This window comes from Pseudomonas sp. RC4D1 (assembly GCF_018390395.1).
GTDB lineage: Bacteria > Pseudomonadota > Gammaproteobacteria > Pseudomonadales > Pseudomonadaceae > Aquipseudomonas > Aquipseudomonas danubii.
Map to the genome: position 1 here is coordinate 2,346,553 of NZ_JAHBAW010000001.1, position 14,559 is coordinate 2,361,111.

Annotated in this window: 11 protein-coding genes; 7 read left to right on the forward strand and 4 right to left on the reverse strand. The window is 61.3% G+C overall.

Annotated elements, in window-relative coordinates; translation table 11 throughout:
* The first annotated feature begins 81 nt into the window (after positions 1 to 81).
* Entirely contained in the window at positions 82 to 333 is a 252-nt protein-coding gene (gene tusA, locus KHO49_RS10775; RefSeq protein ID WP_047302965.1) for a sulfurtransferase TusA, read from the forward strand.
* Here the strand turns inward: tusA and KHO49_RS10780 are convergent.
* Positions 330 to 1,739, reverse strand: coding sequence for an MATE family efflux transporter (locus KHO49_RS10780; protein WP_102879011.1), 1,410 nt, complete (start codon positions 1,737 to 1,739; stop codon positions 330 to 332). The two genes, tusA and KHO49_RS10780, sit on opposite strands and share 4 nt — an antisense overlap.
* Before the next feature lie 188 nt (positions 1,740 to 1,927).
* On the opposite strand from KHO49_RS10780, the gene pdxB reads away from it, so the two are divergent.
* On the forward strand, positions 1,928 to 3,070 hold the full coding sequence (pdxB, locus tag KHO49_RS10785) for a 4-phosphoerythronate dehydrogenase PdxB (RefSeq protein WP_213665002.1): 1,143 nt from the start codon (positions 1,928 to 1,930) through the stop codon (positions 3,068 to 3,070).
* Positions 3,071 to 3,145: 75 nt separating this feature from the next.
* Here pdxB and KHO49_RS10790 read toward each other — a convergent pair whose 3' ends face one another.
* Complete coding sequence (locus tag KHO49_RS10790; RefSeq protein ID WP_102863786.1) at positions 3,146 to 3,325, reverse strand: PA1571 family protein; 180 nt, start codon at positions 3,323 to 3,325, stop codon at positions 3,146 to 3,148.
* 259 nt (positions 3,326 to 3,584) lie between these two features.
* Here KHO49_RS10790 and KHO49_RS10795 point away from each other — a divergent pair, with 259 nt between their 5' ends.
* A complete protein-coding gene (locus KHO49_RS10795; RefSeq protein WP_181430926.1) occupies positions 3,585 to 5,363 on the forward strand; it encodes an ABC transporter transmembrane domain-containing protein in 1,779 nt (592 codons plus the stop codon).
* A gap of 135 nt (positions 5,364 to 5,498) precedes the next feature.
* On the opposite strand, the gene KHO49_RS10800 is transcribed toward KHO49_RS10795, so the two are convergent.
* Positions 5,499 to 7,427 carry a transglycosylase SLT domain-containing protein gene (locus tag KHO49_RS10800; protein WP_102879014.1) on the reverse strand — a complete coding sequence of 643 codons (1,929 nt, stop codon included), beginning with the start codon at positions 7,425 to 7,427 and terminating at the stop codon, positions 5,499 to 5,501.
* A gap of 213 nt (positions 7,428 to 7,640) precedes the next feature.
* On the opposite strand from KHO49_RS10800, the gene KHO49_RS10805 reads away from it, so the two are divergent.
* Positions 7,641 to 9,560 carry an ATP-binding cassette domain-containing protein gene (locus KHO49_RS10805; protein ID WP_102863783.1) on the forward strand — a complete coding sequence of 640 codons (1,920 nt, stop codon included), beginning with the start codon at positions 7,641 to 7,643 and terminating at the stop codon, positions 9,558 to 9,560.
* A gap of 87 nt (positions 9,561 to 9,647) precedes the next feature.
* Here KHO49_RS10805 and KHO49_RS10810 read toward each other — a convergent pair whose 3' ends face one another.
* Positions 9,648 to 10,085: a universal stress protein gene (locus KHO49_RS10810; RefSeq protein WP_047302975.1), complete on the reverse strand. Its 438-nt coding sequence runs from the start codon at positions 10,083 to 10,085 to the stop codon at positions 9,648 to 9,650.
* Positions 10,086 to 10,186: 101 nt separating this feature from the next.
* Between KHO49_RS10810 and KHO49_RS10815 the strand changes: the two genes are divergently transcribed.
* The 3 genes from KHO49_RS10815 (at position 10,187) to fadA (ending at position 14,532) form a co-directional block, all read left to right on the forward strand.
* Positions 10,187 to 10,624, forward strand: a complete 438-nt coding sequence (locus KHO49_RS10815; RefSeq protein ID WP_102879015.1) for a hypothetical protein — start codon at positions 10,187 to 10,189, stop codon at positions 10,622 to 10,624.
* A 556-nt stretch (positions 10,625 to 11,180) separates the two neighbouring features.
* The gene (gene fadB, locus KHO49_RS10820) at positions 11,181 to 13,328 is read left to right on the forward strand and encodes a fatty acid oxidation complex subunit alpha FadB (protein WP_102863780.1); all 2,148 of its coding nucleotides are present in this window, start codon (positions 11,181 to 11,183) and stop codon (positions 13,326 to 13,328) included.
* A gap of 28 nt (positions 13,329 to 13,356) precedes the next feature.
* On the forward strand, positions 13,357 to 14,532 hold the full coding sequence (gene fadA, locus KHO49_RS10825; RefSeq protein ID WP_102879017.1) for an acetyl-CoA C-acyltransferase FadA: 1,176 nt from the start codon (positions 13,357 to 13,359) through the stop codon (positions 14,530 to 14,532).
* The last annotated feature ends 27 nt before the right edge of the window (positions 14,533 to 14,559 follow it).

Here is a 14,559-nt window from a genome sequence, read left to right on the forward strand (position 1 = left end):
GTCCGGGGCCGTGGAACGACGGCAACAGATGACCCTATGGCACCATTGCGCGACAATGGCCGCCTGTTTCAGGAGTGAACCATGAGTCAAATCATCGATACGCCGGTTGACGGCACCCTCGACGCCACCGGCCTCAATTGCCCCGAGCCGGTGATGATGCTGCACCAGCACATTCGCGATCTGCCCGCAGGCGGGCTGCTGAAAGTGATCGCCACCGACCCTTCCACCCGCCGCGACATTCCCAAGTTCTGCGTGTTCCTCGACCACGAACTGGTGGCGCAGCAGGAAGAGGCCGGCACCTACCTCTACTGGATTCGCAAGAAGCTCGATTAACCCGCCGAACGGCCGATGCGGATCTGCTTGCGCGCACTGCGTGTCAGGCGGATCAACAGCATCAGCGCGGCGCAGGTCAAGCCGGCAATCAACCCCTCCCACAGACCGCTCGGGCCCCGTGCCGCTCCGAACCAATCGGTCAGGCCCAGGGCGTAGCCCACCGGCAAACCAATCCCCCAGTAAGCGAACAGGGTCAGGATCATGGTCACCCGAGTGTCCTGATAGCCGCGCAGTGCGCCGGCGGCGGTGACCTGAATGCCATCGGAAAACTGGAACAATGCCGAGTACACGATGAGCATCGAGGCTACCTGGATCACCATCGGGTCGTTGGTGTAGATCGAGGCGATGGGTTCACGCAGCAGGTACATCAGGCTTGCCGACAGGCAGGCGTAGGCCAGTGCCGCGCCCATGCCGACTCCGGCGCTGAAGCGTGCGTCGCGCGGTTGCTGACGGCCCAGAGACTGGCCGACCCGCACCGTTACGGCCATGGCCAGGGAGTAGGGGATCATGAACATCAGGGCGCTGACGTTGAGGGCAATCTGGTGTCCGGCCACTACCGTGGCGCCCAGGCTGCCGATCAACAGGGCGATGACCGCGAAGATGCTCGACTCGGCGAACACCGCGATGCCGATAGGCAGGCCGACACTCACCAAGCGCTTGATCACCGCCCATTGTGGCCAGTCGAACCGGCTGAACAGCTGGATCTTGCGATAGGCCGGTGCCCAGTGAACCCAGCCGGCCATGCCTAGCATCATGGCCCACATCACGATCGCCGTGGCCCAGCCACAGCCGACGCCGCCCATGGCCGGTACACCGAAGTGGCCATAAATGAAGATGTAGTTGATGGGGATGTTGAGGGCCAGGCCACAAAGCCCGATGACCATGCTCGGCACTGTGCGGCCCAGCCCGTCGCTCAAGCAGCGCAGCACGTAGTACAGCGCTACAGCCGGCAGGCCGCTGGCGATGCCGTGCAGATAACCCATGCAGGGCTTGATCAGTTCCGGATCAACCTTCATCAGGTGCAGTATCGGTTCGGCGCTGATCAATATCAGCGTGGCCGAGAGGCCCGTCACTACCGCCAGCCACAGGGCCTGGCGCACCACCGGACTGATCTCGTGCAGCTTGCCGGCACCAAAGCGCTGGGCCACTTTGGGTGTGGTGGCCAGCAGGGTGCCGGTCATCAGCAGGAACACTGGAATCCAGATTGAGTTGCCCAGGGCTACGGCCGCGAGATCCCGCGGACTTACCCGACCGGCCATGACGGCATCGACAAAGCCCATGGCGGTGGTGGCCACCTGGGCAATCATGATGGGCAGGGCCAGTCGCAGCAGGTCGCGCAGTTCGCGGCCAACCCGGGCAGGGCGGCTGGTGGCTGGGGTGATGGGAGTGTCGGTTACGGAATTCACGGGGCGTAGCGTCCATAGGCGTGTTGCGCGGGACGCGACAGTCTACGCGTTGACACTCTGGTCAGGAAAAAATCCAGTGTTGTGGATTTGTAATGGCCGGCCGCGGGGAAATGAGTGCTCGACCTCAAGCCGCGCTGGCTCGGCCTGTCATCTGCGCCTACACTGCGGCTCCGCACGAGGAGCCTGCCATGTTGATTGTTGCCGACGAAAATATTCCCCTGATCGAAGAGTTCTTTGCCGGCTTCGGCGAGATCCGGCGTTTCCCCGGGCGTGCCATTGATCGGGCGACCGTGGAGCAGGCGGATGTGTTGCTGGTGCGCTCGGTGACTCAAGTCGACCGCCAATTGCTGGAAGGCAGTCCGGTGCGGTTTGTCGGCACCTGCACCATCGGCACCGATCATCTGGACCTGGATTACTTCCAGCAGGCGGGTATCAGTTGGTCCAGTGCGCCGGGCTGCAATGCCCGTGGCGTGGTGGATTATGTATTGGGCAGCCTGTTGACCCTGGCCGAGATCGAAGGGGCGGACCTGGCTCAACGCTGTTACGGCGTGGTGGGGGCTGGTGAAGTCGGCGGACGCTTGATCAAGGTCTTGCGCGGTCTGGGTTGGCAAGTCCTGGTCTGTGATCCGCAGCGACAGGCGGCGGAAGGCGGCGACTACGTCAGCCTGGAGCAATTGATCGAACGTTGCGACGTCATCAGCCTGCATACGCCACTGGCTCGGCATGGCGAGCATTCCACCTGGCACCTGCTGGATCGCCAGCGCTTGAGCCAGCTCAAGCAAGGTACCTGGCTGATCAATGCAGCCCGTGGCCCGGTGGTGGATAACCAGGCACTGCGTGAAGTGTTGCTGCAGCGTGAGGATTTGCAGGCGGTGCTGGATGTCTGGGAAGAGGAGCCGACAGTGGATCGCGAGCTGGCGGACCTGTGCGTGCTGGCCACGCCCCATATCGCCGGCTACAGCCTGGATGGCAAGCAGCGTGGCACGGCGCAGATCTACCAGGCCTACTGCCGCTTCCTCGGTCAGGCCGAACAGGTCAGCCTGGCCACCTTGCTGCCGGCGCCCTGGGTGCCGCAAGTCAGCCTGAATGCCAATGCCGATCCGGCCTGGGCCCTGGCGATGATCTGCCGGGCGGTGTATGACCCGCGCCGTGATGATGCGGATTTTCGCCGTAGCCTGGCGGATGATGTCGCCCAGCAACGCAGCGCCTTCGACGGCCTGCGCAAGCATTATCCGGAGCGTCGCGAGATCGACGGGCTGCAGGTGCGGATTCAGGGTGATTCGCCAGCCCTGAGCCAGATCGTTCGGGCCCTGGGCGCCAGCGAAGTCTGAAGTCGTTCAGACAGTAAAGCGCGCCCATAAAAAACCCGGCCGCCAGGCCGGGTCAAGAGGACATGAGGCTGAGTGTCAATCTTGCCGAGCAGGCTTGACCAGTCGCTTTTCCAGTTCGCGGCAGGCGTTCTGGATCATTTCTTCAGTAATAGGTACTTCGCGGCCCTGGGCGTCGATGATGGCACACCCCAGAGACTGGTTCGGCTGGGTACGGATTACTTGAATCTTGTCATTGCTGCTGTGTTGCAAGGACATGGCCTGTCTCCTCATCAGGTTGTGTGCTTACTCTAGAATGGCCGGGTGACCAAGCTGTTACAGACCGCCGCAAGGGCTGGCCCGGCGACTTCACTCCAACAGAAATGCCCGGGGAGTGCCAGCCACGGATTAGACCGATAATCTCTAGGCGCTAGTGTCAGCGGTCATAATCAACCTGACTCATTGTGATTTAGCAAAGTTCCTGCGAATTCCTCTCGTTGCCGCCGCTGCAACGGGTCAGTCGCCGGCGCGTCAATGGATGAACTGCATGCTCTCTTCTCGTCACCGCCGGGCGTTGCATCTGGCCAGCCGTTTTATCGCTCCCTACCGTTGGCAGGCGCTCGGCGCCCTGTTGGCATTGATTGTTACTGCGGGCATCACCTTGTCTATGGGGCAGGGGATTCGCCTGTTGGTGGACCAGGGTTTCATGACCCAGTCCCCGCATTTGCTGAACCAGTCCATTGGCCTGTTCCTGCTGCTGGTCCTGGCCCTGGCGGTAGGCACGTTCGTGCGTTTCTATCTGGTGTCCTGGATCGGCGAGCGCTGCGTGGCGGACATCCGGCGTCAGGTGTTCAATCACCTGATCTACCTGCATCCCGGCTTCTACGAGAACAATCGCAGTTCGGAGATCCAGTCTCGACTCACGGCGGACACCACCTTGCTGCAGTCGGTGATCGGTTCTTCGCTGTCGTTGTTCCTGCGGAATGCGCTGATGGTGTTGGGAGGGATCGTCCTGCTGTTCGTCACCAACCCCAAGCTCACCAGCATCGTGGTGGTGGCCTTGCCGCTGGTGCTGGTGCCGATCCTGATTTTCGGCCGCCGGGTGCGCAGCCTGTCGCGCTTGAGTCAGGACCGGATCGCCGATGTCGGCAGCTATGTGTCCGAGACGCTGGGGCAGATCAAGACGGTCCAGGCCTACAACCACCAGGCCCAGGACGAGCAGCGCTTTGCCGTGACGGTGGAGCAGGCCTTCGATACCGCGCGCAAGCGTATTGTCCAGCGCGCCTGGCTGATCACCCTGGTGATCGTCCTGGTCTTGGGCGCGGTGGGGGTGATGCTCTGGGTAGGAGGCATGGATGTGATCGCCGGGCGTATTTCCGGCGGTGAGCTGGCGGCTTTCGTGTTCTACAGCCTGATTGTCGGTAGCGCCTTTGGCACCTTGAGTGAGGTCATTGGCGAACTGCAGCGCGCTGCCGGAGCTGCGGAGCGGATCGCCGAACTGCTGCGGGCGGAGAACATTATCCAGGCGCCCAGTAGTGGTCTGGTGAGCTTGCCGGCACGTGTGCAGGGCAATCTGGAGTTGGACGGCCTGAGCTTTTCCTATCCGTCAAGGCCGGACCGCTACGCCGTCGATGGCCTGAGTCTGAAGGTTCAGGCCGGAGAAACCCTGGCGTTGGTCGGGCCGTCGGGGGCAGGCAAATCCACCCTCTACGATCTGCTGCTGCGTTTCTACGACCCGCAGCAGGGGCGGATATTGCTGGATGGCGTGCCCCTGACCCAGCTCGATCCGCTGGATCTGCGGCGCTGTTTTGCCCTGGTGTCGCAAAGCCCGGCGCTGTTCTACGGCAGCATCGAAGAGAACATCCGCTATGGCAATCCTGATGCCACCCTGGACCAAGTCCAGGAGGCGGCGAAGATCGCCTATGCCCACGAGTTCATCGAGCAGATGCCAGAGGGGTATCAGACTCATCTGGGGGATGGCGGGCTGGGACTTTCTGGCGGACAGCGGCAACGCCTGGCAATTGCTCGCGCGTTGTTGGTGGATGCGCCGATCCTGTTACTGGACGAGGCCACCAGTGCCCTGGATGCGCAGAGTGAGCATCTGATTCAGCAAGCCTTGCCCAGCCTGATGAAGAACCGCACCACCTTGGTGATCGCCCATCGCCTGGCCACGGTGAAGAATGCCGACCGCATCGCGGTCATGGATCAGGGCAGGCTGGTGGCGGTGGGTACTCATCAGCAACTGATCGCCAACAGTCCGCTCTATGCGCGTCTGGCGGCGCTGCAGTTCAGCGAAGGCCCTCAGGCGCCTGTGTAGGGGCCGGCTTGCCGGCGAAAGCGGCCATCAGGCTGGCGCCGAGTCCGAAGGCCTCTTTGCCGGCATGCCAGCTCCCGCAATGGGTGGCCGCCCAATAAAAAGCCCGCATCGCTGCGGGCTTGTAGAAGGCTGGCTTCACTGGTCGTCGAAGTAGCGCTCATGCCAGTCCACCAGCGGCTGCGGTGAGTTGAGCTTCTGGCCATAGATCACCGAATAGGACAGCACGTTCTGCACATACTGGCGGGTTTCGTCGAAGGGAATGCTTTCCACCCACACGTCGAAACTCAGGTGGTCGGCGCCCTTGAGCCATTGCCGCACCCGTCCAGGACCCGCGTTATAGGCAGCAGATGCCAATACCCGGTTGCCGTTGAACTGGCTGTGGACCTGGCTCAGGTACGCCGCACCCAATTGGATGTTCTTGTCCGGGTCCAGCACTTGCTGGGGAGAGGCCAGGGGAATGCTGAACTTGCGCGCGGTTTCCTTGGCGGTACCAGGCATCAGTTGCATCAGGCCGCTGGCGCCCACGTGGGAACGGGCATCGTCCATGAAGGCGCTTTCCTGGCGGGTGATGGCGAACACCCAGCTGGAATGCAGGCCGCGGACCTTGGCTTCGCGCACCAGGGTGTCGCGGTGAGCCATGGGGAAGCGGATGTCCAGGTCATCCCAGTACTGGGCCTGGCTGATGGTGCGAATGGCCGGGAAGTACCATTTCAGGTCGTAGGCCAGCCTGGCCTGGGCCACCATTTCGTCACGGTTGAAGTGCCGGCTGACGTGGTACCACTCACGGCGACCATCGACGATCTGGCCCCGGGCATGGAATTCCAGGGCGCGACGCACGCCCGGAGTGTTGCGCACTTTGTTGATGACTGCCTGGCTCAGCATCAGCGGTTGGTTGTTCAACTGATAGGGGGCCTTGGCGTGATCCGCGGCGAGGAATCCGTAGAAATCACGCTCCCGGGCCAGGCCTTTGAACAGCGCCAGGGCCTGGGGGTTCTTCGGCTGGGCCAACTCCAGGCTGCGCGCCTGCCAGTAGCGCCAGCGGTTGGTGCTGGCCAGGTCCTGAGGCAGCTTGCGGGTCAACTGGTAGGCATCTTCCCAGCGCGCCAGACGCAGTAGCAGGCGCAGGCGCCATTCGGAGACGGTGTTGTCCCGCAGCTCTGGGTCGTACTTGGTCATGACGTCCAAGGCGCGGCTGTCGAAGCGCCGGGCCAGGGTCAGGCCGATTTCGCGGGCAATGGCCACTTTTTCGTCACGTGAGAAGTGCATGCTGCTGGCATAGCCGTCCAGCAGGGCCATGGCCTTGTCCGGGTCCTGGCGAGCCAGTCGGCGCAAGCCGAGGCCGACCACGTCGGACATCGCCTCATCGGCGGGCTGGAAGCGCGAAGGCTGGCTCAGCAGCTCCGGCTTTTGCGCCACATCCACCAGCAGACGGCCCTGGGGTGCGAGGGTGGTCATGCTCTTGACCAGGCTGTTGGCCAGGGGGTAGTTGCGGGCTTCGGCCGCCAGCTTGGCCCGCTGCCAGCGCTTCTGTTCGGTCAGTTGGCCTTCAGCGGCCCATTGGGCGAACAGTGCGTCGCAAGCGGCGGGCTGGGATTTGCCGGTCAGCCAGAGTTTTTCGGTGGCGGCGTAGCCTTCGGCTTTGAGGTTGTGCCCCAGTTGGTACTGGCCATTGAGGCAGTCCAGCTCGGTGAAGTTGAGTTTCGGGTCGTAATACCGGGTGAAGGTGGCCCAGTCGCCGCGTTCCGCCAGCCAGCGCAACCAGCGCAGTTTCATCCAGTTAGCCTGGGGCAGATCGCCATGTTCGGCGAGGAATTTCTCGATCTCGGCGTTGCTGGCGCTCTTCAGGCGGGCTGTGAGTTCGTCATAGGCCAGGTACGGTTCCAGCGGGTAGTCGCGCAGGGCATCGGCATAACGGAAATAAGGGCCTGAATCGCCCTTGGCCAGAGCGCGTTTGGCCTCGTCGTAATACCGGCGTTGCTGGGTCAGGTCCGCCGCCTGGGCGGATTGGACGGCAGTGGCGGAAAGAAGCAGACAGGATAAAAGGCTGAAAAGGCGACTGCGCATGAGACATCCGGGCAGAGAAATCATGACAAGTGCCGACAAGGCCAACACTGATTGTTCACTAGCTTAGCCTTTTGCCAGCAACCGGTGAAAGCTTTGCCGAGCCCTTGGCATCAGTTGGCAACAAAAGTGCCTTCGGGGTTGCCGGTGGCGAAATAGCGGGCCTTCTGAGGGCGCAAGTCAGGTAGAATGCGCGCCCGGTTTTTGGAGAAGAACATGACCCTGCTCAAATTCAGCGATGTGTCCCTTGCTTTCGGCGCCATGCCGTTGTTGGACAAGGTGTCCTGGCAGATCGCCCGTGGTGAGCGGGTGTGCATCATCGGCCGTAACGGTACTGGCAAATCCAGCATGATGAAGCTGGTCAAGGGCGATCAGAAGCCCGACGACGGCTCCGTATGGCGCGCACCCGGTCTGAAGATCGGCGAATTGCCTCAGGAACTGCCTGTGGCCGACGAGCGGACCGTGTTCGACGTGGTTGCCCAGGGCCTGGACGGTGTCGGCGAGCTGCTGGCCCAGTACCACCACCTGAGCCAGAACATCGTCACCGACGCCGATCTGGAAAAACTGATGCACGTCCAGCACGACCTCGAAGCCCGTGACGGCTGGCGCCTGCAGCAACTGGTGGACAGCACCCTGAGCCGCCTGCAACTGCCAGCCGACAAGACCCTCGCCGAGTTGTCCGGTGGCTGGCGGCGTCGCGTGCTGTTGGCGCAGGCCCTGGTATCCGAGCCGGATCTGCTGCTCCTCGACGAGCCGACCAACCACCTGGATATCGGCGCCATTGCCTGGCTGGAAGAGGCGCTGAAGGATTTCCAGGGCGCGGTCCTCTTTATTACCCACGACCGTTCCTTCCTGCAGAACCTGGCCACCCGCATCCTCGAACTGGATCGTGGCGGCCTGATCGATTGGAACGGCGACTACGCCAGTTTCCTGGTGCACAAGGAAGCCATGCTGGCGGCGGAAGAAACCGCCAATGCGCTGTTCGACAAGCGCCTGGCCCAGGAAGAAGTGTGGATTCGCCAGGGCATCAAGGCCCGGCGTACCCGTAACGAAGGCCGCGTGCGTGCGCTCAAGGCGCTGCGCGTGGAGCGCAGTGAGCGTCGCGAGCGTACCGGCAAGGCCAACATTCAGCTGGAAACCGCCGACAAGTCTGGCAAGCAGGTAATGGTGCTGGAGAATGTCAGCTTCGCTCACCCGGACGGCCCGTTCCTGGTCAAGGACTTTTCCATGGTCCTGCAGCGTGGCGACCGCATTGGCCTTCTGGGCGCCAACGGCACCGGCAAGACCACTTTGCTCAAGCTGATGCTCGGCGGTCTGGTGCCGAGCAGCGGCAAGGTGGAAGAGGGCACGCGGATCGACGTGGCCTACTTCGACCAGTTGCGCCACCAGTTGGACCTGGAAAAGACCGTGATCGACAACGTTGCCGAAGGTCGCGACTTCATCGAGATCGATGGCCAGAGCCGTCACGTGCTGAGCTACCTCGGTGATTTCCTGTTCAGTCCGCAACGTGCCCGTACGCCAGTCAAGGCCCTGTCCGGCGGTGAGCGTGCCCGTCTGTTGCTGGCCAAGTTGTTCAGCAAACCGGCCAACCTGCTGGTGCTCGACGAGCCGACCAACGACCTCGATGTGGAAACCCTCGAGCTGCTGGAAGAAGTGTTGCTGACCTTCCAGGGCACCGTGCTGATGGTCAGCCACGACCGGGCCTTCCTCGACAACGTGGTGACCAGCACCCTGGTCTTTGAAGGCGAAGGCAAGGTTCGCGAGTACGTTGGCGGTTATCAGGACTGGTTGCGCCAGGGTGGCTCGCCGCGGCTGCTGGGGGTTACCGAGAACAAGTCCGGCAAGGCCGAACTGAATTCCGCCGTGGTTGCGCCGGTGCAAGCCGCAGCGCCAGCCCCCGTGCAAGAGGCTCCTGCGAAGAAGAAGCTCAGCTACAAATTGCAGCGTGAGCTTGAGGCGCTGCCGGGGCAGATCGATGCCATGGAACAACAGATTGCCGGGGTCGAGGCGGAGATGGCCGATGCCGGTTTCTATCAGCGCCCGGCGGCTGAAACCGCTGCGGTCATTGCCCGGCTGGAGCAGTTGAATGCCGAGCTGGAGCAGATGGTCGAGCGCTGGGCCGAGCTGGATGCCTGAGTGACCGGTGTTTGATAAAAAAGCCCGACTTTAGCGTCGGGCTTTTTTTCGGAGCAGTGACCGGTCTGGTAACTGTCGGGTGAGGGCTTAGCGTTTGGCCAGGTGCACAGCCAACACGTCACACGGTGCGCCGTGCAGGACGTCATTGGCGGTGGAGCCCAGCAGCAGGGCCAGGCCGTGACGGCCGTGGCTGCCCACCACAATCAGATCGCATTCCTGTTCCTTGGCCAGGTGATGTATTTCCTGGCGCGGTTGTCCATAGGTCAGGTGACTGTATTCCTTGGTCAGCTCCGGGTACTTGTGGATCAGCCGGTCCAGGCGTTCCCTGGCCTGATCGAACTGTTGCTGCTGCAGCTGCGAAAGATCCATGGGCACGTCACCGCCGAAGGCCATGGCCATGGGTTCGACGATGTGCACCAGGGACAGCTTGGCTCCATTGCTCACCGACAGCTCGCGAGCGCGGTGGATAACAGGATCGCACTCTTCGGTTAAATCTACGGCGACCAGAATATGGTGGTAGGACATGAGGCGCTCCTCCTGAGGATTGCAATAGCTTCAAGTATGGCTGGTTTCAAGCGGGTTGGTTCCACCCAGGCCCCGCTCATCTAAAAATCGAGAGTACTGATATGACGGTCTGGATAGTGGTGTCAATCCTTGCGGTGGTTCTGAGCCCGTTGGCGTGGCTGCGGCCCTCGCGCCGCCAGAGCGGCTTGATCGCCCTGCGCCTGGAAGCGCGGCGCATGGGGTTGGCCATGCAGCTGGCGCCCCAGGAATGGCCGCACTGGTTGGGGCAGGAGCCGCCCAATCCTTGCCCGCAATACCACCGGCCGAGGCGCAGCGCACAATCGGCCTGCTGGAGTTACTGGCAGATAGCCCCTGGTAGCTGGGTCAACCAGTGGCGTGAACCCTGTGTCGATGAGGCGCTGCTCCAGCATCTGCAGACCTTGCCGCCAGGGGTCTTCAAGGTTGAAGCGGACAAGCAACTGATCGCCCTGTACTGGAGCGAGCGCGGCGAGGCCAGTGTCTTGCAGGATATCGCCTCGGTGCTCAAGGCCTTGGCCTGAAGTCATGGGGGAGGGCGTCCGCGGCAATCGTGGGCGTTTGGCAATAAAAAGCCCGACTCAGCATCGGGCGGGATGGCCAGGCAGGCCGGTAATCTCGTTTGAGCCACCCTGGGGTGGCTTCTTGCTGTCTGGGCTGTGCCCCTATTTGATAAAACTTTCTGACCTTTTCTTCAGATATATCTCCAGCTTAGTCGCTATCGTTCCCTGTGGGCTGACGATTTAGGGCGATTTTTCTAAATATTGATCCTATGAATGGCGATGAATGCAGGGGTGTGTTGATCATCTGGGGAGCAGTGAAGTGACCGCAAAGTCGCGTTTCAAACAGCGTTTTGTACGATTGACAATTGCCGGATTTTCCCTGAATGTGGCGTACCCAAATCAAACGGGCGTATGAAATGAGCGTTTGTATCTCAGGCGGCTCTATACAGAATCCCGACTATCGCGTTGGCGGGTGTGCCTGGCGGATTGGCGTTAGCATCGACGGTGACGTTAGTGCCAAGCCAGAAGTCAGCGTCCGACGTGTACTGTTCAGCTTCCATATCGTGGAGATCAGTTGATGATTTACGAAGGTAAAGCCATCACGGTTAAGGCTCTTGAAAGTGGCATCGTCGAATTGAATTTCGACCTCAAGGGTGAGTCCGTCAACAAGTTCAACCGTCTAACCCTGAATGAATTGCGTCAGGCTGTTGACACCATCAAGGCAGATGCTTCGATCAAGGGCGTGATCGTCAGCAGTGGCAAGGACGTATTCATCGTCGGCGCCGACATCACCGAGTTTGTCGATAACTTCAAGCTGCCGGATGCCGAGCTGGTGGCAGGTAACCTCGAAGCCAACAAGATCTTCAGCGATTTCGAAGACCTCAACGTGCCGACCGTTGCCGCGATCAATGGCATCGCCCTGGGCGGCGGCCTGGAAATGTGCCTGGCGGCGGACTACCGCGTCATGGCGGCCAGCGCCAAGATCGGCCTGCCGGAAGTCAAGCTGGGCATCTACCCGGGCTTCGGCGGTACCGTGCGTCTGCCGCGCATCATCGGTGCCGACAACGCCATCGAGTGGATTGCCGCCGGCAAGGAAAACCGTGCTGAAGACGCGCTGAAAGTCGGTGCCGTCGATGCTGTGGTTGCTCCCGATAAACTCAAGGACGCCGCTCTGGCCCTGGTTAAGCGCGCTATTTCCGGCGAGTTCGACTACAAGGCCAAGCGTCAGCCGAAGCTGGAAAAACTCAAGCTCAACGCCATCGAGCAGATGATGGCTTTCGAAACCGCCAAAGGTTTCGTCGCCGGTCAGGCAGGCCCGAACTACCCGGCGCCTGTTGAAGCGATCAAGACCATCCAGAAGGCCGCCAACTTCGGCCGCGACAAGGCTCTGGAAGTGGAAGCCGCCGGCTTCGTCAAACTGGCCAAGACCTCTGCCGCACAAAGCCTGATCGGTCTGTTCCTGAATGATCAGGAACTGAAGAAAAAGGCCAAGGCCTACGATGAGATCGCCAAGGACGTGAAGCAGGCCGCAGTGCTCGGCGCCGGCATCATGGGCGGTGGCATTGCCTACCAGTCGGCCTCTAAAGGCACGCCGATCCTGATGAAGGACATCAACGAACACGGTATCGAGCAGGGTTTGGCGGAAGCTGCGAAACTGCTGGTCGGTCGCGTTGATAAAGGCCGCATGACTGCCGCGAAAATGGCTGAGGTGCTCAACGGCATTCGTCCAACCCTGTCTTACGGGGACTTCGGTCACGTCGACCTGGTGGTCGAGGCGGTGGTCGAGAACCCTAAGGTCAAGCAAGCGGTATTGGCTGAAGTCGAAGGTCAGGTCAAAGAGGACACCATCCTGGCGTCCAACACTTCGACCATCTCCATCAGCCTGTTGGCCAAGGCCCTCAAGCGTCCGGAAAACTTCGTCGGCATGCACTTCTTCAACCCGGTGCACATGATGCCTCTGGTGGAAGTGATCCGTGGCGAGAAGTCCAGCGAGCTGGCCGTTGCCACCACCGTTGCCTACGCCAAGAAAATGGGCAAGAACCCGATCGTGGTCAACGACTGCCCGGGCTTTTTGGTCAACCGCGTTCTGTTCCCGTACTTCGGCGGTTTCGCCAAGCTGGTCAGCGCCGGTGTGGATTTTGTGCGCATCGACAAGATCATGGAGAAATTCGGCTGGCCAATGGGCCCGGCGTACCTGATGGACGTGGTCGGCATCGACACCGGTCACCACGGTCGTGACGTGATGGCTGAAGGCTTCCCGGATCGCATGAAGGACGATCGTCGTTCGGCCGTGGACGTACTCTACGAAGCCAAGCGCCTGGGCCAGAAGAACGGCAAGGGTTTCTACGCCTACGAAACCGACAAGAAGGGCAAGCAGAAGAAGGTCGCCGATCCGTCGGTGCTGGAAGTGCTCAAGCCAATCGTCTACGAGCAGCGTGAAGTCACTGACGAAGACATCATTAACTGGATGATGATCCCGCTGTGCCTGGAAACCGTTCGTTGCCTGGAAGACGGCATCGTCGAAACTGCTGCCGAAGCTGACATGGGCCTGGTCTACGGTATTGGTTTCCCTCCATTCCGTGGTGGTGCGCTGCGCTACATCGATTCCATCGGTGTTGCCCAGTTCGTTGCCCTGGCCGACCAGTACGCCGATCTGGGCGCGCTGTACCACCCGACCGCGAAGCTGCGTGAAATGGCCAAGAACGGCCAGAGCTTCTTCGGTTAAGCGCCCACACTAGAGCGAGAGTGAACATATGAGCTTGAATCCTAGAGACGTCGTGATTGTCGACTTCGGTCGTACTCCGATGGGCCGCTCCAAGGGCGGCATGCACCGCAACACCCGCGCCGAAGACATGTCGGCGCACCTGATCAGCAAACTGCTGGAACGCAACACCAAGGTCGACCCGGCGGAAGTCGAGGACGTGATCTGGGGCTGCGTCAACCAGACCCTGGAACAGGGCTGGAACATCGCGCGCATGGCGTCGCTGATGACCCAGATCCCGCACACCTCGGCCGGCCAGACCGTCAGCCGCCTGTGCGGCTCCTCCATGAGTGCACTGCATACCGCTGCGCAAGCGATCATGACCGGTAACGGTGACGTGTTCGTGGTGGGCGGCGTCGAGCACATGGGGCACGTGAGCATGATGCACGGTGTCGATCCGAACCCGCACATGTCCCTGTACGCGGCGAAAGCCTCGGGCATGATGGGCCTGACCGCCGAGATGCTGGGCAAGATGCACGGCATCACTCGTGAGCAGCAGGACGCCTTTGGCGTGCGTTCCCACCAACTCGCCCACAAGGCGACCGTGGAAGGCAAGTTCAAGGACGAAATCATCCCGATGCAGGGCTATGACGAGAACGGTTTCCTGAAACTGTTCGACTACGACGAAACCATTCGTCCCGAAACCACCCTGGAAAGCCTGGCGGCCTTGAAGCCGGCGTTCAACCCCAAGGGTGGCACCGTGACTGCCGGTACTTCGTCGCAGATCACCGACGGCGCTTCGTGCATGATCGTGATGTCGGCCCAGCGTGCCCAGGATCTGGGCATCCAGCCGCTGGCAGTGATCCGTTCCATGGCGGTGGCGGGTGTGGACCCGGCGATCATGGGCTATGGTCCAGTACCGGCCACGCAGAAAGCCTTGAAGCGCGCAGGCCTGGGCATCAACGACATCGACTTCTTCGAGCTCAACGAAGCTTTCGCTGCACAGGCCCTGCCAGTGCTGAAAGATCTGAAAGTGCTCGACAAGATGAATGAGAAGGTTAACCTGCACGGCGGCGCGATCGCCTTGGGTCACCCGTTCGGTTGCTCCGGTGCGCGTATCTCCGGGACCCTGCTCAACGTCATGAAGCAAAATGGCGGCACCTTCGGTGTGTCCACCATGTGCATCGGCCTTGGCCAGGGCATCTCGACCGTCTTCGAACGCGTTTAAGCGTTGGGTTGATGGAAGCCGGGGCCC